Origin of the sequence: Novosphingobium sp., assembly GCF_036820275.1 — a bacterium.
In the GTDB taxonomy this organism is placed as follows: Bacteria; Pseudomonadota; Alphaproteobacteria; order Sphingomonadales; family Sphingomonadaceae; genus Novosphingobium.
The window spans coordinates 93,126-106,895 of the sequence record NZ_DAISLT010000016.1; the positions used below are offsets into that span (position 1 = coordinate 93,126).

The following is a 13,770-nucleotide window of genomic DNA, read 5'->3' on the forward strand; positions in this document are numbered from 1 at the left end:
CCCTTGGCAGCCGATTATTCCACAGAAATGGCGCTTTTTGGCGCTCGATTAGGAAAAAATCGCTTCGTCACGCCCCTCGATCTCGATATGAGGGGGCCCGTCAATTGGAGACCTCGTATGAATAATGCCGATCTGGCCGAAGCACTTGCCACCGAACATGGCCTGACCAAGGCCGACGCCCGCAAGTATGTAGACGGCGTTTTCGCTGCCATCACCGATGCGGCTGCCAAGGGTGAAGAAGTCTCGCTGAACGGCTTCGGCAAGTTCAAGGTGAAGGACTCGCCGGCCCGCGAAGGCCGCAACCCCGCCAACGGCGAAACCATCCAGATCGCCGCTTCGAAGAAGCTGGCCTTCACGCCTGCCAAGGCCGTGAAGGATCGCCTCAACGGCTGATCGCTCGGTGCCGCTTCCCTCTTCGGAGGGGAGCGGCACAGACGTTTTTCAGGGTCTTAAACGGCCCCTGTCGGCGGCTTCCGCGCCATCGCCACCGCCTTGCGCAGGGCATCGACTTCCGGAGCGCCCGCCAGCAGGTAGGACCCGACCACCAGCGCCGGCGTGCCCGACAAATCCATGACATCGGCGAACTTCGCCGTCCGGCCCAGAGCCGCATCGATCTCCGCCCGGTGTGTGGCCAGATCGCTCTTCAGACGCTTCGCATCAACGCCTGCGCGCTGCACCGCCTGCTGGATAGCCTGGGAATCGATACGACCCGGCGTTTCCATCAGCGCATCGTTGAAGGCCGCGTGCTTCCCCTGATACTTCACCGCCAGCGCCGTGCGCGCCGCTTCCACCGAAGCGGGGCCGAAGATCGGCCAGTCGCGGTAGACGACCCGAATCTTGCGATCCTCGCGCAGGACCTGCTTGAGCACGCCATGCAGCTTGCGGCAGTAGGGGCACTGGTAGTCCGAGAAGACGACGATCGTCACGTCATAGCCCGCCGGAGAGACCGAAGGCATGGCCGGATCGTTCCGCATGGCCTCCACCGTCACCCCGCCGCCGCCCGTAGCCGCCGCCGCACTGCCCGGCGCAAGCGTCGCCGCTGCTGCCACCGCCGTTGCCAGGGAAATCCCAAGGAACCGGGCCCGCCACTTCTTCATCGAAATACCTTCCGCCTGTCTGCCGGATATCCCGGCCATTCGTGTCGCAGGGAGCGCCTTATCGTCCGACGCGCGAGGCCGTCACCCCTTTTCGGCCCCATCGTCGCTGCCGAACACCCATTCCGCAAAAAGCGCCCGCAAATCGCGTCCGCTCGCGGCTTCCATGGCCTGCTGGAGGTCGAGGCTGGTCACGGTGCCCCCGGCATGGCCGCGCGTGTAGCGGCGCAGCCCGGACCAGAACGCCGCCTCGCCCAGTTCGCCGCGCAGCCGGTCCATGAACAGCGCCCCCTTGCTGTACTGGACCGCGCGCCTTGCCCCAAGCGACGGATAAGTCCCTCCCCAGGCGAGCGGCTTGTCGAACCTCTGCTCGCGCGCCCCCTGCAACCGCTGGCGCGCGGCGCCGAGTTCGGCCTCATAAGCTGCACGGCCATAGCGATGCTCCTTCCAGGCTGCGGTCATGAACGTGGTCACGCCCTCATTGAGCCAGAACTCGCGAAGCGCGGTACAGGTGACGAGATTGCCCCACCACTGGTGCGCCAGCTCATGCGCGATCGCCCAATCCTCAGCCGGATCGCCCGGCTCCCCGGGCATGGCATCAAGGCCCAGCACAGCATAAGTCGCGGCCTCCTGCGCTTCGTCACCGCGCACCAGAAGCTGGGTATATTCGCCTGCGGGAAGCGGCAGACCGGCCTTCGCGGCAAAGAACCGCGCCATGTCTCCGGTCTCGGCAAAACGCCGTTGCAGTTCGGCGGGGTCGGCCACGTCGCTCAGGAAGGCGAGCTTGCCCGAACGCACCTCAGCGAAGCGACCTACCGCGAAGCCGTAGAGATAGGCCGGATAGAGCCGTGCCGCCCGCCAGCGATGAATTTCACGTCCGTCCTGCCCTGCCCGTTTCGCGACCCGGCGACCGACCGACAGGGTATCCATGCCCTTCGGCACGCTCAGATCGAGCGAAAACGCGGCCTTGTCGCCAAAGCGGTCCTGTGCGCAGACCATCCAGTCGCAGGCAAAGTAGCTGGTGTAGAGCGCCTCTGCCGATCTCGCGAAGCCGCGCGCGGGGCGGCCATGATAAGTCAGTTCCAGCTTGCCACGGCGACCACGCGGCAGGGGTTTGCCCAGTTCGAAAACGAGCGCTTTGCCGCGCTGCACCGGCACCAGCGCCTTGCCGTCCAGACGGGCGCTGTCGATGGTGAGCGCATTGCCGGTGAAGACCAGCCGATCGAGACCTGCTTCCGTCACGCGAAACGCTATCGTCTCGCGCCCGGACAGCGCGGCACTTGCCATGTCCGGGGTGAGCGCGAGTGTGTAGCGGGTCACGTCGAAACCTGCGCCCGGCACATCCTCGGCAAGCGCGGGGGCCGCCGAGAACAGTGCTGCGGCAGCCGCGGCGATCCATGCCATCTGTCTGATATCGCGCATCGTTTTCCCCGTTACGATTGTCCGGGGATAGAAAGTCGCGCGCGGCCCGTCCAGTCTCAGGCCGGACCGGTACTGCCCCGCACGACCATTTCATGCGGCAGCATCAGGTGCGATCCCTCCCCTCCGGCCTTCCGGCGGAATTCGGGATCGACGAGGATATCTACGGCAGCCGTGGCCATTTCCGCCTTGGGCTGGCGAACGGTGGTGAGTTGCGGCCAGGCCGCGCGGGACGACGGGGCATCGTCGAAACCGCAGACCGACAAGTTTTCGGGCACGGCGATGCCCAGCTTCATCGCTGTGATCAGCACCCCCAGCGCCATGTCGTCGTTCGCGGCGAAGACGGCCGTAGGGCGGTCCGACAGCGCCAGCAGATGCTCGCCCAGTTCCATGCCCGAGCGCGAGGTAAAGTCTCCGCGCATCACGCAAGTCTCGTCGACGGCAAGGCCCGCGGCCGCCATGGCCGCACGGAAACCCTCCTCGCGCCGCGCCGAGGCGCTGTGGCTGAGCGGTCCCTGCACGAAACCGATCCTGCGATGGCCGAGGCCGAGCAGATAGTCGGTCATCTCCTGCGCCGCACGCCGGTCGTCCATCCGCACCGTGCCGAAGTCTGGCGGCGCCGCGCTCGGCGCGACCAGGACCGTGGGCAGGCCCGCCTCGGCAAAGAGCGCCATCAGCACCGGATCGTCGCAGATCGGCGGTGCGACGATGGCACCGTCGAGCCGCAGCGCGGCGATGCTGGAGCGCACTTCCCCGGCCCAGTCGGGCGCGGTCAGGTCCACCGGCTCGACCACGAGGTGATAGCTGCGCGCGCGGCATCCCATGAGCGCACCGTGCTGGACGTCGGCGGCATAGCCCGAGACGGGATCGTCGATGAACAGCCCCAGCAGATAGGAACGCGAACTGGACAGGCTGCGGGCAAAGGCATTGGGCCGGTAGTCGAGTTCGGCGACGACTTTCTGCACGAGGTCGCGCAGTTCGGGACGAACATGGGCCTCGCCGTTGATGACGCGCGACACCGTCTTGGGCGAAACGCCCGCGCGGGCCGCGACGTCCTTGATCGTGACGACGCTCATGCTTCCCGTTCCTTCAGAGACGGCTTCACACACATCGCCGCGAACGCCGCGATCACGGCATAGCAGAGCGCCGGCAGCAGCAGGGCCGTCAGCAGTCCCAGCGCATCCGCCGCCGTGCCGGTCAGGATCGGCACCACCGCGCCGCCGACCACCGCCATGCAAAGCCACATCGAGGCCAGCGGCGCGCGGCGGCTGTCCTGCGGCATCGCCAGCGCATAGATCGTCGGGTACATGATGGCATTGCACAGCCCCACCGCGATCAGGGCCACGGCACCGAGCGCTCCCGGCAGAACCACCGCCCCCACGGTCAGCGCGATTCCCGCCAGGGCCGCGTAGAGCAGCAGGCGGGCCTCGGGAATCCGGGTCATCAGCCAGGCACCGCCGAAACGCCCGATCATCGCGCCGCCCCAATAGAGGCTGACCAGCCTGCCCGCGCTCACCGGATCCAGCGCCAGACGCTCGGGCAGCATCAGCACATTGGTCATCAGCGTGCCGATCGTCACTTCCGCGCCGACGTAGACGAAGATGGCGACCGTTCCCCAGAGCAGTCGGCGGTCACGCAGCACCGCGAATATCTGCCGCGACCAGTCACGCGGCAACGTGTTTCCCGCTCCTTCCGGAGCCCCCGCCAGCAAAGTGCGATGGCCGAGGTAGAGCGTGGACAGCATCGCCAGCACCACGCCGATGGCGATGAAGGGGACCGATGCGGTCATCCCGGCGCGGGAGCCCGGTGCGATGTTCGCCAGCAGGAAAGGCGCGCTCAGCAACGGCCCCAGCACCGTCCCCAGCGAATTGAACCCCTGGAGCAGGTTGAGCCGGAACGCCGAACGGCGCGAGGGACCAATGACGGTGACGACCGTATTGGCGGCGATCTGCAACACGGTCTGCCCGGCCGAAAGGAGCAGAAGCGCGGCCAGGACCAGGAAGAACTGCCGCATTCCTTGCGCCAGCACCAGGGCGAGGCAACCGGCGGTCATCACCGTGAGGCCGAAGGCGATCGCGCGCATGTAGCCGATTCGCACCACGGCCAGCGCAGCGGGAAGCGCGAAAAGCAGGTAGCTGGAATGGAAGGCCAACTGCACCAGCAGCACCGCCTTGTAGTCCAGCGAGAAAACGGACCGCAGCTGCGGCACCAGCAGGCTGACCGAAGCGCTTAGAAAACCACCGATAAAGAAGACGCCGATGGAGAGCCGGAACAGACGCCTGGCCACGGTTTCCGGCGAAGCGGAAGGCGCGTTGATCGGTTGGGAAAGCGTCATGGCGGACATCTATGGCACTCGGCAGGGGATGGCAAATTGGGGGCGAAAGGCATGCGAATAGCGCCAGACGGAACCCCATCGCGAAAACGGCTGTGTCACGAAATCCACACTTTGACATCATAATCTGACATCGATGTCAAATCATTGCCGAAATGGTTCCAAACCCGCTTGACATCGATGTCAGACTCCGGCCATCAGCCCTGCACAAGGTACAAAACCATCTGGGAGGATGACATGACGAGGCACGATCTCGTCGCGGGCACAGCGCTCGCGGCTTGCCTATTTTCCATTTCCACCGTCAGCCATGCGCAGGATGCTGCAAAGCCTGCCCAACAGGCTGCACCCATCGCTTCGGACGGCGATATCATCGTCACCGCGACGCGCCGTGAAACCACCCTTCAGTCGACCCCGATCGCGATCTCGGCCTTCAGCCAGGAAACCCTGACCAAGAACGGCGTCAAGGACGTCACCGATCTCGCCCGCTTCGTTCCCTCGCTGCAGTTCAACCAGCAGGGCGACCAGTCGGCCGTGCTGCTGACCCTGCGCGGCATCGGCAACGACAGCGCCTATACCGAAGTGGCCGACCCCGAAGTCGCCATCTACATCGACGGCGTCTACTCGCCGCGCTCGCAGGGCGCCTCGGTACTGATGTACGACATGGAGCGCGTGGAAGTGCTGCGCGGCCCGCAGGGCACGCTGTTCGGCCGCAACGCCACGGTCGGCGCGCTCAGCCTGATCTCGGCCAAGCCCAAGCTCGGCGAATTCTCGGGCAATGTCGAAGTGGTCGGCGGCGCCTACAAGCGCTTCGGCGTGCGCGGCGCGATCAACATCCCCGTCACCGACACCCTGGCCTTCCGCGTCGCCTTCGTCAGCGACCGCCATGACGGCTATGCCGACTACCAGGCCGCGCCCGACATCGTCGGCATCAACAAGTCGGCCTTCGTCACTTCGGGCAAGAAGTACTATGCCGCCGACCAGCAGTCGGGCCGCGTTTCGATGCTCTGGCAGCCGAGCGACCGGTTCAGCTGGAACCTCTCGGGCGAAGGCTTCCTTGACAACGGCGCGCCGGTGATCGGCCTGCTCCAGACCCCGCGCGCAGGCACCAAGCGCTGGTCCACGCTCAGCGACACTGCGCCCGAAACCGACCGCTACTCGGTCGCCGTGCGCAGCACGATGAACTACGACATCACCGACGGCGTACAGCTCAGCTACATCGCCGGCTGGTCGCGCATCGGCGGCAGCACCCGCACCGATGCCGACGCGGGCGCCCTGCCCCCGACCGGCCAGGTGGACGCAGACGGCAACGACCTGCCGCTTGGCGCCTTCAACGAGAACGCCACGCTCTCCTCGCGCTACGACTTCCAGAGCCACGAACTCCAGCTCAAGTCCACCGGCGAGAACGACATCGACTGGATCCTGGGCGCCTACTACAGCCACGAGAAGAACAAGATCCGCTTCGATATCGACCAGCGCAACGGCTACCGCGACGGCACGTTCAGCTGGGCGGGCAGCTTCATCCAGGCCAATCGCCAGATCGACAGCCGCGCCGTATTCGGTCAGGCCGTGTGGCATGCGTCGGACTGGCTGCGCTTCACCGGCGGCCTGCGCTATACCTCGGACAAGAAGCAGGACATCGGCGGCCGCAACGTGACCTTCTCGGGCGAAGGCTGCACCGATGCCGACAAGGCACCCGGCGGCGCCTGCACCGGCGGCATCTTCGGCGCTTATCCGGGCGCTTCGGCCGCGGAACTGGTCGCCCTGCTGCCCGGCTTCTCGATCTCGAACAACGACGTGAAGGGCAAGTGGGACAAGCTGACCTACCTCGCCCGCGTCGATGCCGACCTTGCCGAGGACACGCTGGGCTATGCCAGCATCTCCACCGGCTTCAAGTCGGGCAACATTCAGGACAACGCCGGTCTGACCGATCCGGAAACCCTGACCAACTACGAAGTCGGCCTCAAGACCCGCCTGCTCGACCGGGCCGTGACGCTCAACCTTGCCGCCTACTATTCCGACTTCAAGGGATACCAGGTCAACCAGGCCGTCACCTTCCGCGACGATGACGGCAACGTGGTACGCAGCCAGATCGTGACCCAGAACGCCAAGGGCGCGAAGGCTTACGGCCTCGAAGCGGAAATGAATGCCGCCTTCACTGCCAACGATCGCCTGAACTTCTCGGCCACGCTGCAGAAGACCAAGCTGGACGATCTCGAAAGCGTCGACGGACGCCTCTACGACGGCGGCAAGGCTTCCTCGATCGTGCAGCTCAAGGGCAACGAACTGGCCCACGCGCCGAGCTTCTCGGCGACGCTCAGCTACGAGCACGACTTCGAACTGGCGAGTGGCGCCCGGATCACTCCGCGCTTCACCACCCACTACGAGACCAAGAGCTGGCTGAGCTACTTCAACGGCGACGCCAACCCGTTCGTGAACGCCAACGATCCGGCTGAAAACATGCCCGATCGCGGCACCAACGGCACTTCGTGGGACAAGCAGAAGGCCTACTTCCGCTCCGACGCCTCGATCCGCTTCGAGCCTGCCGACGGCAAGTATTCGGTCGAAGCCTTCGTCCAGAATATCGAGAACGGACATATCCGTACCGGGGCGGGTGCCTTCGGCGCGCCGCGCTACGATCCGGTGTTCCTCTCGAACCTTCAGCCGCCGCGCACCTGGGGCGTCCGCGCCCGCGCGAGCTTCTGATAAAGAGCTGAAAGGACGAAAAATGACGACCGACTACCCCTCCTCCGGTCGCGTCGTCATACTGGGCGGCGGCACGGCCGGATGGCTGGCCGCCGCCTACCTTTCCCGCACGCTGAAGATGTCGGACGTCACGCTGGTCGAATCCAGCGAGATCGGCATCATCGGTGTGGGCGAAGGCACTTTCCCGACGATCCGCACGACGCTGGCGGGTCTCGGGATCAGCGAGGCGGAATTCCTGGTCCGGGCCGACGCCACCTTCAAGCAGGGTGTGCTGTTCGACGGCTGGGCCACCGGCAGCGAAAGCTACTTCCACCCCTTCAACCTGCCTGTCGGCGGTGAGGACGAAGCGCTCCTGCCGCACTGGATCGCCGACGGCAGCGATACGCGACTGCCCTGGGCCGATGCCGTCACCGTGCAGGAACAGGTTATCCGCGCCGGACGCGGCCCCAAGCGGGTGGAAGACCCCGATTTCTCCGGCCCGATGAACTATGCCTACCACTTCGACGCGGCCCGTTTCGCCGATTACCTGCGCGACATATCCGTCGCCGCCGGGGTCACGCGCATCGAAGGGACCGTCGCCACGGTGGAGCGCGCAGCCGATGGCGATATCGCCGCGCTCGCGCTGGCCAATGGCCGCTGCGTGGAAGGCGACTTCTTCCTCGACTGCTCCGGCTTCCGGGCGCTCCTGATCGGCCAGACGCTCGGTGCGGACTTCACTTCCTGCTCAGGCAGCCTGTTCAACGACCGCGCACTGGCTATGCAGGTGCCTTACGCCCAGCCCGGTGCGCCGGTGCGGCCCTATACGCTGGCGACCGCGCATGAAGCGGGCTGGACCTGGGATATCGGCCTCACCGAACGCCGGGGCGTAGGTTATGTCTACTCCAGCCGCCATTGCTCGGACGACGAGGCGGAAGCGACGCTGCGGCGCTATGTCGGCAACGAAGGTGACAGCCTGACGCCGCGCCAGCTCCGCTTCGAGACCGGCTACCGCGAGACCCAGTGGATCGGCAATTGCGTCGCCGTGGGCCTTTCCGCCGGGTTCTTCGAGCCGCTGGAATCGACCGGCATCATGCTGATCGAAGCCGCGCTGAAGATGGTCGGCGAGTTTCTCGTCCCCGGGAGCCGCGCTGCCCGCGATGCCGCCGCGCGCAGCTTCAACCGGCTGATGGCGGCGCGGTTCGAGCGCATCGTCCATTTCCTCAAGCTCCACTACTGCATCACCCGCCGCACCGACACCGCCTACTGGCGCGACAATGCCGATCCGGCCTCGATCCCGGAAGTCTTGCAGGACATGCTGGCGCAGTGGCGCCACCGTCCGCCCTCGCGCTTCGACTTCGTGGTCGATCTGGAGACGTTCCTGCCGCCAAGCTACCACTACATCCTCTACGGCATGGGCTTCGAGACCCGGCTGGCCGCCGGAGCCGGGCGCTATCCGGGCGGAACCGAGGCACGCGAGGTCTTCGCCCGCGTGCGCGCCGCCCATGCCGGGGCGCGCGGTGCCCTGCCCGATCATCGCGCCCTGCTCGATCACTATAACGCCCGATTTTCCCCCTCGCTGACCAAGGTTTCCCGATGACGAAGAAGATTGCCGCCCTGCTTGCCGCGCTGACACTCGGCAGCAGCCTCACCGCGCCCTCCCTCGCGCAGCAGGCAGCCGCTCCCACGGCGGGAACCGCGCAGTCCGCCGAAGCCCGCGCCGATGCGCTGGTCAAGGCGATGACGCTGGAAGAGAAGCTGCAACTCGTCCACGGCTATTTCCCCCCGCTGGCCAAGCCGGTGCCGCCGATCGCGATGATCCCCTCGGCAGGCCACATCCCCGGCATTCCGCGCCTCGGCATCCCGACCCTGCGGGAAAGCGACGCCAGCCTCGGCGTCGCCAACCAGATCGAGCAGCGCAAGGGCGACGTCGCCACCGCGCTTCCCGCCAGCATAGCCACGGCAGCCACGTTCAACCCGCAGCTCGCCTATGAAGGCGGCGCGATGATCGGCGCCGAAGCGCGCGCCAAGACCTTCAACGTCCTCCTCGCAGGCGGCGTCAACCTCACCCGCGACCCCTGGAACGGCCGCAATTTCGAATACCTCGGCGAGGACCCGCTGCTGGCCGGCGTCATGGTGGGCGAACACATCAAGGGCGTGCAGAGCAACCACATCGTCTCCACCATCAAGCACTTCGCGCTCAATTCGCAGGAGACCGGCCGCACCGTGCTCGACGCGCGGATCGGCACGGCCGAACTGCGCGAAAGCGACCTGCTGGCCTTCCAGCTCGGCATCGAGGGGGGCAAACCCGCCTCCGTCATGTGCGCCTACAACAAGGTCAACGGCGACTATGCCTGCGAGAACGACTGGCTGCTGAACAAGGTGCTGAAGCAGGACTGGGCCTACAAGGGCTGGGTCATGTCCGACTGGGGCGCGGTCCATTCCACCGAGAAGGCCGCGATCAACGGCCTCGACCAGGATTCCGGCCAGGAACTGGACGACCAGATGTTCTTCGACACCAGGTTCGCCGAAGCGGTCAAGACCGGTCGCATCCCGATGGCCCGCCTCGACGACATGGTTCGCCGCATCCTCTTCGGCGTGATCGACAGCGGACTGATGGACAACCCCGTTCCCGAAAGCGCCCAGCAGATCGATTATGCCAAGCATGCCGAAGTCGCCCAGCGCGCGGCGGAGGAAGGCATCGTCCTGCTCAAGAACCAGGGCGACTTGCTGCCGCTCGCCAAGACCGCGAAGAAGATCGTGCTGATCGGCGCGCACGCCGACGTGGGCGTGCTTTCGGGCGGCGGCTCCTCGCAGGTCCGCTCGGTGGGCGGTGCGCCGGTCGAGATCCCGCTGACCAAGGGCGCCGCCGCCTCCTTCGCGCGGATCACCTGGCATGCCTCCTCCCCGCTCAAGGCGATCCAGGCCCTCGCGCCGGGGGCCAGCGTGACCTATGTCGACGGCAGCGATCCCAAGGCCGCCGCTGCCGCTGCGAAGGGCGCCGACATGGCGATCGTGTTCGCCTGGGCCTGGCGCACCGAAGCGCAGGACCCCGAGAGCATGGCCCTGCCCGACAACCAGGACGCCCTGATCGATGCCGTCGCAGGTGCCAACAGGAAGACGCTGGTCGTCGTCGAGGCAGGCGGTCCGGTGCTGATGCCCTGGGTGAACCGCGTGCCCGCGATCCTGCAAGCCTGGTATCCTGGCCAGCGCGGCGGCGAGGCGATCGCCAATATCCTGTTCGGCGATGTCGATCCTTCCGGCCGACTGCCGATCACGTTCCCGGCCAGTATCCAGCAGGCACCGCGCCCCGAACCGCTCGGCCTTGCCGAACTCCACGCCGCCGACGCGCGCCGCAATGCGGGCGACAAGACCGTCTACGGCATGAGTGGCGGCGTCGCGCCCTTCACCGTGGACTATCCGGAAGGCGCGGATGTCGGCTATCGCTGGTATGCCGCGAAGAACCAGAAGCCGCTGTTCCCCTTCGGCTACGGCCTGACCTACACGGGCTTCCGCTATGCCAACCTCAAGGTCTCGGACGGCGCGAGGCTGACCGTCGAATTCGACGTGACCAACAGCGGCAAGCGCGCGGGCGCCGATGTGCCGCAGCTCTATGTCGAGGCGAAAAGCGCGGCGGGCACCAAGGCCTACCGCCTCGCCGGTTTCGAGAAAGTCCGGCTCCAGCCCGGCGAGACCCGCCACGTCTCGCTGACCGTCGATCCGCGCGTCATCGCCCGCTTCGACAATGCGGCACCGGGATGGGTCGTCGATGCCGGTAGCTACGCGCTGCGCGTGGGGCATTTTGCCGGTGACGCCGCGCTGACCGGCTCGGCCAATCTCGACCGGATGACCGCGAAGCCCTGACCACGATATCGGCGGCGGGCACTCCCGCCGCCGATTCCACCGGCAGTTCTACTGAAGACCGAGACGCTTTACTGAAGACCGAGCCGGGGCTCACCCGTCCGATAATCGATAATCGAGATCGCCTGGTTCTGCAGGTTGATGAGGTTCTGCGCCGCCACCCGCGCCGGAGCCGGCTTGCCGAACTGATAGCCCTGCGCGAAATCGCAGTCCCATTCGCGCAAGGTCGCCGCTTCGGCCAGATCCTCGACACCTTCCGCCACCACGTCGATGCCCAGCTTGTGGCAGATGTCGATCACGCCCTGCACCAGCACGGCGCTGCGCCCTTCGCTCAGACGTCCGCCGCGGATGAAGCTCTGGTCCAGCTTGAGGCGATGGATATCGAATTCCGAGAGATAGCTGAGCGAGGAATAACCGGTCCCGAAATCATCGAGCGCGATAAGATAGCCGCGCTCGCGCAGGCCCTGCAGGTTCGCGTGAACCGTTGCCGACTTGTTGAGCAGCACGCCCTCGGTGATCTCGAAGCCGATGGCCCCCGGAGAAACATGGAAGCGCGCGCGGTTGAAGTCGATCTGGTCGAGCAGAGCCCGATTTTCGAGCTGCAACGGCGAGAGATTGATGGAAGTGCGCAAGTCCGGCCAGCGGCGGCTGTCGCGGAACGCCTGCTGGATGATCCACGCGCCGAGCTGCGGCATCAGGCCCAGCTTCTCGATCACCGGCACGAAGACCGCCGGGGTATCGGTGGCGCCCTGCTTGAGCCTGAGCAGCGCCTCCACCCCCGAAGGCTTCATCGTGCGCAGGCTGATGATCGGCTGGTAGAACAGCTCGAAGCCTTCGTCCTCGATCGCCTTCTTCATGCGCGCCTCAAGACCCTTGCGGCTCATGAAGCTCTCGCCGAGCGCCGGGTTGTAGACGACATGGCTTGCCGGCCCGGCCGCCTTGGCGGCGCCCAGCGCGATATCGGCATGGCGCATCAGCGCACCGGCGAAATGACCGTGCTCGGGCGCCGCCGCGATACCGGCGGAAATCGTCACCGAAATCACCGCCTGCTCGCCCCCCGCACGGCTGACCACGATGCTCGTCGAGCGCGGCCCCAGATCGTGGAGATCGGCGTTCCCGGCGATCAGCACCGCGAACTCGTCGCCGTCCAGCCGCGCGACCAGGCAACGCGGTCCGGGGAATTCCTTGAGCAGGCGTTGACCGAACTCGCGCACCACCTCGTCGCCGACCTCGTGGCCGAGCGTTTCGTTGATCGTGCTGAAATCGTCGACATCGAGCAGGATGAGCTGGCAGGGATGCGATCCCGCGACATGCTCCAGTTGCCTGATGAAGGTGGCGCGGTTCACCAGTCCGGTGTCCGGATCGAAACGTTCGAGGAAGCGTGCCCGCATGGAACTGCTGTCGGCCTCTTCCCGCAGCGCGTTCGCGCGGTGCGCCAGCATCAGGAACAGGCCCAGGACCAGGGCCCCGATCGCCAGCGTGGCCGGGATTACATAGCTGCGGATGGCCTCGCCGGGGTGGGCCGGGCGCCAGACCATGTGGCCGAGCGCCGTGCCGTCGGCAGCGGTAAGTGCCACGCTGCGCGTCCCCGGTGCAGGGGTATCCCGTGGCCCCACGATCCCGAAACCGTCGAGCATCAGCGTGCTGCCCCAGCGGTTAACCATCGTTTCGTCCATGTAAGTCATGGTGACGAGCGCCAGCGGTTCACCGGAACCGGGCAACCGCGACGCGGCGATCAGGACCGGGACGCCATGCACCGAACTGAGGTCCGATTTCGTCGGCAGCGCCTCTCCCGAGGGCGCCGCCTTCGCGTCCGGTCCGGCAGGCGCCTTTTCGCCGAGCGAGGCCACGAGCCGGGCGGCAGCGTTCTGGATCTCGTCGAGGTCCTCCGAATCCGCACGGCCGCCTTTGGTATAGCCGTAGATCGCCTCCGACCGCGTCATGATTGCGACGGACTTGGTATAGTCGCCGGAGACGGTCGGGCGCCCCAGTTCGTTATCCAGCCAGGTGGCCGCCTGATCGGGGCCGAGCTGCGCGATCCTCTGCGCGGGTTCCAGCCGCGCGGCAATAGCCGAGGCCTGCACGCCCGATGCGGCAAGGGTTCGCTCAACGCCCTTCTGCACCTGCTGCTGCTGGCGGTCGGCCGCGTTGCGGTCCATCGACTGGGACGTCACGAACAATGCGGCGGAACCGCCGATGGTCAGCCCAAGAAGACCGACGATCGCGACCACCCCACGGTGCCCCGATAGTTTCTGGCCAAGAAGCATGTGCGATCCCTAGTTGCTACCGCAGGAACCGGAATCCCTCGGAATGACCTTCACTACGCGCGTTTCCTCTACAAATTGCAACCAAACGGCAGCCTCCGCGAAAAGAGCGCCGCCAAAG

Annotated in this window: 9 protein-coding genes; 4 read left to right on the forward strand and 5 right to left on the reverse strand. The window is 66.2% G+C overall.

Translation table 11 applies throughout. The features are described 5' to 3' along the window. Positions 1-117 precede the first annotated feature (117 nt). Positions 118-393 (forward strand): HU family DNA-binding protein, encoded by a 276-nt coding sequence (locus V7066_RS14370; protein ID WP_334183722.1) that lies wholly within the window; start codon positions 118-120, stop codon positions 391-393. Positions 394-449: 56 nt separating this feature from the next. Here the strand turns inward: V7066_RS14370 and V7066_RS14375 are convergent, their stop codons facing one another. From V7066_RS14375 to V7066_RS14390, 4 genes are all read right to left on the reverse strand, one after another. Then, a complete protein-coding gene (locus V7066_RS14375) occupies positions 450-1,097 on the reverse strand; it encodes a DsbA family protein (protein WP_334183723.1) in 648 nt (215 codons plus the stop codon). Positions 1,098-1,178: 81 nt separating this feature from the next. Further along, positions 1,179-2,516, reverse strand: coding sequence for a M1 family aminopeptidase (locus V7066_RS14380; RefSeq protein ID WP_334183724.1), 1,338 nt, complete (start codon positions 2,514-2,516; stop codon positions 1,179-1,181). A 56-nt stretch (positions 2,517-2,572) separates the two neighbouring features. Continuing rightward, entirely contained in the window at positions 2,573-3,589 is a 1,017-nt protein-coding gene (locus V7066_RS14385; RefSeq protein ID WP_334183725.1) for a LacI family DNA-binding transcriptional regulator, read from the reverse strand. Beyond that, positions 3,586-4,857 carry an MFS transporter gene (locus V7066_RS14390; RefSeq protein ID WP_334183726.1) on the reverse strand — a complete coding sequence of 424 codons (1,272 nt, stop codon included), beginning with the start codon at positions 4,855-4,857 and terminating at the stop codon, positions 3,586-3,588. Before V7066_RS14390 ends, V7066_RS14385 begins: the two co-directional genes overlap by 4 nt. Before the next feature lie 225 nt (positions 4,858-5,082). Here V7066_RS14390 and V7066_RS14395 point away from each other — a divergent pair, with 225 nt between their 5' ends. The 3 genes from V7066_RS14395 to V7066_RS14405 are packed head-to-tail and all read left to right on the forward strand — an operon-like array spanning position 5,083 to position 11,388. Further along, positions 5,083-7,548 (forward strand): TonB-dependent receptor, encoded by a 2,466-nt coding sequence (locus tag V7066_RS14395; RefSeq protein WP_334183727.1) that lies wholly within the window; start codon positions 5,083-5,085, stop codon positions 7,546-7,548. A 22-nt stretch (positions 7,549-7,570) separates the two neighbouring features. Then, positions 7,571-9,124: a tryptophan halogenase family protein gene (locus V7066_RS14400; protein WP_334183728.1), complete on the forward strand. Its 1,554-nt coding sequence runs from the start codon at positions 7,571-7,573 to the stop codon at positions 9,122-9,124. Further along, complete coding sequence (locus V7066_RS14405; protein WP_334183729.1) at positions 9,121-11,388, forward strand: beta-glucosidase family protein; 2,268 nt, start codon at positions 9,121-9,123, stop codon at positions 11,386-11,388. The genes V7066_RS14400 and V7066_RS14405 overlap by 4 nt, the downstream gene beginning before the upstream one ends. A gap of 68 nt (positions 11,389-11,456) precedes the next feature. On the opposite strand, the gene V7066_RS14410 is transcribed toward V7066_RS14405, so the two are convergent. Then, a complete protein-coding gene (locus V7066_RS14410) occupies positions 11,457-13,652 on the reverse strand; it encodes a putative bifunctional diguanylate cyclase/phosphodiesterase (protein WP_334183730.1) in 2,196 nt (731 codons plus the stop codon). Between the last annotated feature and the right edge of the window lie 118 nt (positions 13,653-13,770).